The following is a 4,208-nucleotide window of genomic DNA, read 5'->3' on the forward strand; positions in this document are numbered from 1 at the left end:
CGGACACCTCGCGCGCGGCGATGCCGTGGTCGGCGGCGAACACCACGAGCCGCGGGCGGCTCAGCGGCCGGGGCGGGAACGCGCCCTGGCAGGTGGCCAACCAGGAACCGAGTTCGGCCACCGTGCCGAACCGGGGACGGCGGCGTGCCGGCGGCGCGTCGGCAACGTCGAAGAGAGCGGGCACGTCGGCGAACTCAACAGGCACGCCGACACGGTACCCAGTCGTGGCACCGCTGTGACGCTGTGGCGGTGGGAACCGCTGTGACGCTGTGGCGGTGTGGGCACCGCCTTTCGCAGGATGCGCGCGGGTGGCCCCCGGGCCGGGGACGGTGAACGACTTCTATGCTCGGGCGGATGGCGCGAGGGCGGAATGGCGGCCCCGGCCGCGCGGCGGGTGTGGTGCTGGCCAGCGGCGCGGGTTCGCGGGTGGGTGCGGCGACGAACAAGGTGTACCTGTCTCTGGCCGGGCGCGCCGTCGTGTCCTGGTCGCTGGAGGCTTTCGCGCGGACACCGGGGATCGGCACGCTGGTGCTGGTGACCAGGCCGCGGGACGACGAGCTGGTCTCGGCGGTACTGGACGCCGACCTCGACGCCGAGGTCGAGGTCGTGCACGGCGGCGCCAGCAGACAGGAATCAGAGCTGTGCGCCCTGCGCCATCTCGCCGCGCGGATCGAGACGGGCGAGGTGGACACCGTCCTGCTGCACGACGGCGCGCGCCCGCTGGCCGACGTCGACCTGATCACGGCGGTGCTGCGGGCCGCCCGGGAACACGGCGGCGCCGTGCCCGGTCTGGCCGCCGACGACCTCGTCGAGGTCCCGGCCGAGAAGGATGTGGTCGTCGACCGGCCCGGCGAGACCCTCGTGCGCGTGCAGACCCCGCAGGGCTTCCGCGCCGCGCCGCTGTTGGAGGTCTACGAACAGGCGTACCGGGAGGGCTTCGTGGGCACCGACACGGCGTCCTGTGTGGAGCGCTTCGGTGGTGTGCCGGTGCGGTGGGTCCCCGGCGACCCCCGCAACATCAAGATCACCTACCCGCACGACCTGGTGGTCGCCGAGCGGGTTCTGGCCGGTGGCCCGTCCCGCCCCGGCCCGGGCCACCGCGCGGAGGTGCGCGGCACCCGGCCGGGGTGAGGTCCGGGACGTCCGCCGGGAGCGGGACCCGGCGGCGGGTCAGAAGACCGGGCTCCGGGTGTGGCTGGGGTCGCGCTCGATCACGTCGGCCAGCTCGGTGTCGATGGCCCGCATCAGGTCGTCGTCGAGCCGGACGCCGACCGCCTCGACGTTCTCGCGCACCTGCTCGGGGCGCGACGCGCCGATGATCGCGGAGGCCACGTTGCCGTTCTGCAACACCCACGCGACCGCGAGCTGGGCGAGTGAGAGACCCGCCTGCTCGGCGAGCGGGCGCAGCCGCTCCACGCTGGTGAGCACCTCGTCGCGGAGGAACCTGCTGATCGTCTTCGCGCCGCCGCCCTTCTCGTCGGTGGCGCGCGACCCCTCGGGCAGCGCCTGGCCGGGCCGGTACTTGCCGGTGAGCACGCCCTGGGCGATCGGCGACCAGACGATCTGGCTCAGGCCCTCGCGCTCGCTGGTGGGTACGACCTGCTCCTCGATCACCCGCCACAGCATGTTGTACTGCGGCTGGTTCGACACGAACGGAATCTTCAGCTCACGGGCGAGCGCGGCACCCCGCGCGATCTGCTCGGCGCTCCACTCCGACACGCCGACGTAGAGCACCTTGCCCTGGCGCACGAGGTCGGCGAAGGCGGTCATCGTCTCCTCGAGCGGTACCGTGTGGTCGAACCGGTGCGCCTGGTAGAGGTCGACGTAGTCGGTGCCGAGACGCCTCAGCGACGCGTGTGCCGACTCCATGATGTGCTTGCGGCCGAGGCCCTTGTCGTTGGGCCCGCCGGGCCCGGTCGGCCAGAACACCTTCGTGCAGATCTCCAGGCTCTCCCTGCGCTGCCCGGCCAGACCCCGGCCGAGCACCGATTCCGCGGCGGTATTGGCGTACACGTCGGCGGTGTCGAAGGTCGTGATTCCGGCGTCCAGCGCCGCCCGGATGCAGGCGTGGGCCTGCTCCTCCTCCACCTGCGATCCGTGGGTGAGCCAGTTTCCGTACGAGATTTCACTGACGGTGAGGCCACTTCGGCCGAGACGACGAAACTCCATGCCGTCAGTCTAGAGATTGATCATTCGCATTGCTAAGCACCTGCGTGGTGCGCGGGTTCCCCCGGTGCGGTGAGGCGGTCGTGCTCCGCGGCGGCGGCCGCCGGGCCGAGGTAGGGCAGCAGCGCGCAGTACACGAGGTCGCCGAGCAACTCCGGCAGACCGTCGGTCTCGCCTCGGACGATCCGGCTGTACAGGACCTCGACCACGCCGCCCACGACGGTCTCCGCGGTGATCGACGGCGGCCGCCGCGCGCCGTGGGACTCCGCGAGCGCGCACAGGTCGCGGTCGACGAGCGCGACGACCGCGCGCACCGACTCGTGGCGCCGCCGCAGGGCTTCCGGGCCCGCCGCCAGCACCTCGACGACCGCGAGGTGGGCCTCGGCCGGGTTCTCGGCGAGGAACCGGAGGACGGTCGCCAGGGCGGTCTCCACCCGGCGCACGAGGTCACCCGCGTGATCCGGCACGCGTCCGAGCCGGTCCGTCAGGCGCCGCTCCACGTCGTCGTAGGCGGCGAGGAAGGCCTCCTCCTTGTTCCGGAAATACTGGTAGAAGGTCTTGCGGGAGACGCGCGCCGTGGTGGTGACGCGCTCCACGGTCAGGCCGGGGAAGCCGTGCTCGGCCACGACCTCACTCACCGCGCCCAGTACCCGGGCCCGCTGGTGGTCGGTGACGTAGTCGCGGGACAGCCCGTGGCGGCCGGGCGGTAACCGTTCCGTCCGCTCGCCCACCGTTCCTCCGGTCCGGTCGTGCGCTGTCGTCTGTTGGCCGTGCGTTCACCGGCCGTTACCCTCCGATTGTGACCACGCACACAGCAGAGTGTCCCGTGTGTGCCCGGCTGCGGTCGGCGCTCCGGGCGGTCCTGCGGGGGAGGTCCTTGGCCGAGGTGTCCGCGGCCGAGGTGGCGGTGGCGGCCGGTGTGGAACGTCGGGTGTTCGGCCAACACTACCGAAACGTGCTGGCCTGTGGCGCGGCCGCCTTCGACGAGGCGGCGGGCGAGTGCTGGTCGGTGTGCGCGGCGGCGTGGCGGGGCGAGGGGGACTGTGTCGAGCGCTACCGGCGCGTGGTCGAGGCTGTCCTGCGCTGGACCGCGAGCCACCGGGACGCGGCCCGGTTCCTGTTCGTGGTCGCCGCGCGCGCGTGCGAACCGATCCTGATCGCGCGGCTGGCCGCCTTCAAGGAATCCGTGGCTGCCCTGATCGAGCGGCCCGGCGACCACACGCCCGCGGGGAGCACGCACGTCGAGTTCGTGGTGGGACTGGTGTTTCGCGCCGCGGAGCGGGTGCTGGGCGCCGGCGCCGACGCCGACCCGGACGCCGCGGACCTGCGCCGGGAGCTGTGCGCGCTGACGCCGTTCGTCCGGACACCGCTGCGGTGACGCCCGGTACCCGGTGCGATGCTCCGGGTTGACCAATAGAAACTCCAATGTTTCTATTGGAGGGCCAGCTACCTGCTGGTAACACTGGCCAATGGAGGTAACAGTGGCTCGGCTCATGACAACGCTCGGGACTTTCGTCGGTGCGCTGGCCCTCACGGGCATGACGGCGGGAGTCGCCGCCGCGGACCACCAGAAGGTCGACGGTTCCATCAGTTCCGGCGGCGACACGTGCAGCTGGACCAACGCGGACACCAGCGCGAACCCGCCCGAGACGCTGACCGTGGACCACGAGACCGTGAACGCGAACACGACGTGCTCGGGCAGCAAGACCGTCACGTTGAACAACGACCCGACCGTCACCTTCGACGACGAGGCGGGTACGGCGACCGCCGACCTGATCGACGTCACCGTCGTGGAATACGGGGTGACCTGCGAGTACCAGGCGGAGAACGTGCAGGCCGAGCGGGACGGTACGACGCGCGCCTACAGCGCCGCCGGGGTGACCGTGTACAAGAGTGGCGGCAGCTTCCTGTGCCCGAGCACGGAGACCGCTGACGCCAAGTTCCTCTTCCACTGATCCCCGAGGGCCCGTGGTGTGCCCGCGCCCGGCGGTCGGCGGGCACACCACGCGCCCGGGGCGCCTCCGGCTGTCCGGTCGCGGGCG

The 4,208-nt window shown here is 72.0% G+C and carries 6 protein-coding genes; 3 read left to right on the plus strand and 3 right to left on the minus strand.

Annotated features, from left to right (window positions below; genetic code table 11):
- Positions 1-205, minus strand: a 205-nt coding sequence (locus tag SACSA_RS23785; protein WP_048876993.1) for a nicotinate-nucleotide--dimethylbenzimidazole phosphoribosyltransferase, incomplete at its 3' end; no start/stop codon positions are given.
- Between the two features lie 149 nt (positions 206-354).
- Between SACSA_RS23785 and SACSA_RS23790 the strand changes: the two genes are divergently transcribed.
- The gene (locus SACSA_RS23790) at positions 355-1,131 is read left to right on the plus strand and encodes an IspD/TarI family cytidylyltransferase (protein ID WP_048876998.1); all 777 of its coding nucleotides are present in this window, start codon (positions 355-357) and stop codon (positions 1,129-1,131) included.
- A 39-nt stretch (positions 1,132-1,170) separates the two neighbouring features.
- Here SACSA_RS23790 and SACSA_RS0118730 read toward each other — a convergent pair whose 3' ends face one another.
- Together SACSA_RS0118730 and SACSA_RS0118735 are read right to left on the minus strand one after the other, a co-directional pair.
- Positions 1,171-2,169 (minus strand): aldo/keto reductase family protein, encoded by a 999-nt coding sequence (locus SACSA_RS0118730; protein ID WP_028662035.1) that lies wholly within the window; start codon positions 2,167-2,169, stop codon positions 1,171-1,173.
- Between the two features lie 32 nt (positions 2,170-2,201).
- Complete coding sequence (locus SACSA_RS0118735) at positions 2,202-2,897, minus strand: TetR/AcrR family transcriptional regulator (protein ID WP_019819251.1); 696 nt, start codon at positions 2,895-2,897, stop codon at positions 2,202-2,204.
- 155 nt (positions 2,898-3,052) lie between these two features.
- On the opposite strand from SACSA_RS0118735, the gene SACSA_RS0118740 reads away from it, so the two are divergent.
- Together SACSA_RS0118740 and SACSA_RS0118745 are read left to right on the plus strand one after the other, a co-directional pair.
- Positions 3,053-3,544 carry a hypothetical protein gene (locus tag SACSA_RS0118740; protein WP_232213004.1) on the plus strand — a complete coding sequence of 164 codons (492 nt, stop codon included), beginning with the start codon at positions 3,053-3,055 and terminating at the stop codon, positions 3,542-3,544.
- A gap of 115 nt (positions 3,545-3,659) precedes the next feature.
- Entirely contained in the window at positions 3,660-4,121 is a 462-nt protein-coding gene (locus SACSA_RS0118745; protein ID WP_019819253.1) for a hypothetical protein, read from the plus strand.
- The last annotated feature ends 87 nt before the right edge of the window (positions 4,122-4,208 follow it).

The organism is Saccharomonospora saliphila YIM 90502 (assembly GCF_000383795.1).
Classification (GTDB): domain Bacteria; phylum Actinomycetota; class Actinomycetes; order Mycobacteriales; family Pseudonocardiaceae; genus Saccharomonospora; species Saccharomonospora saliphila.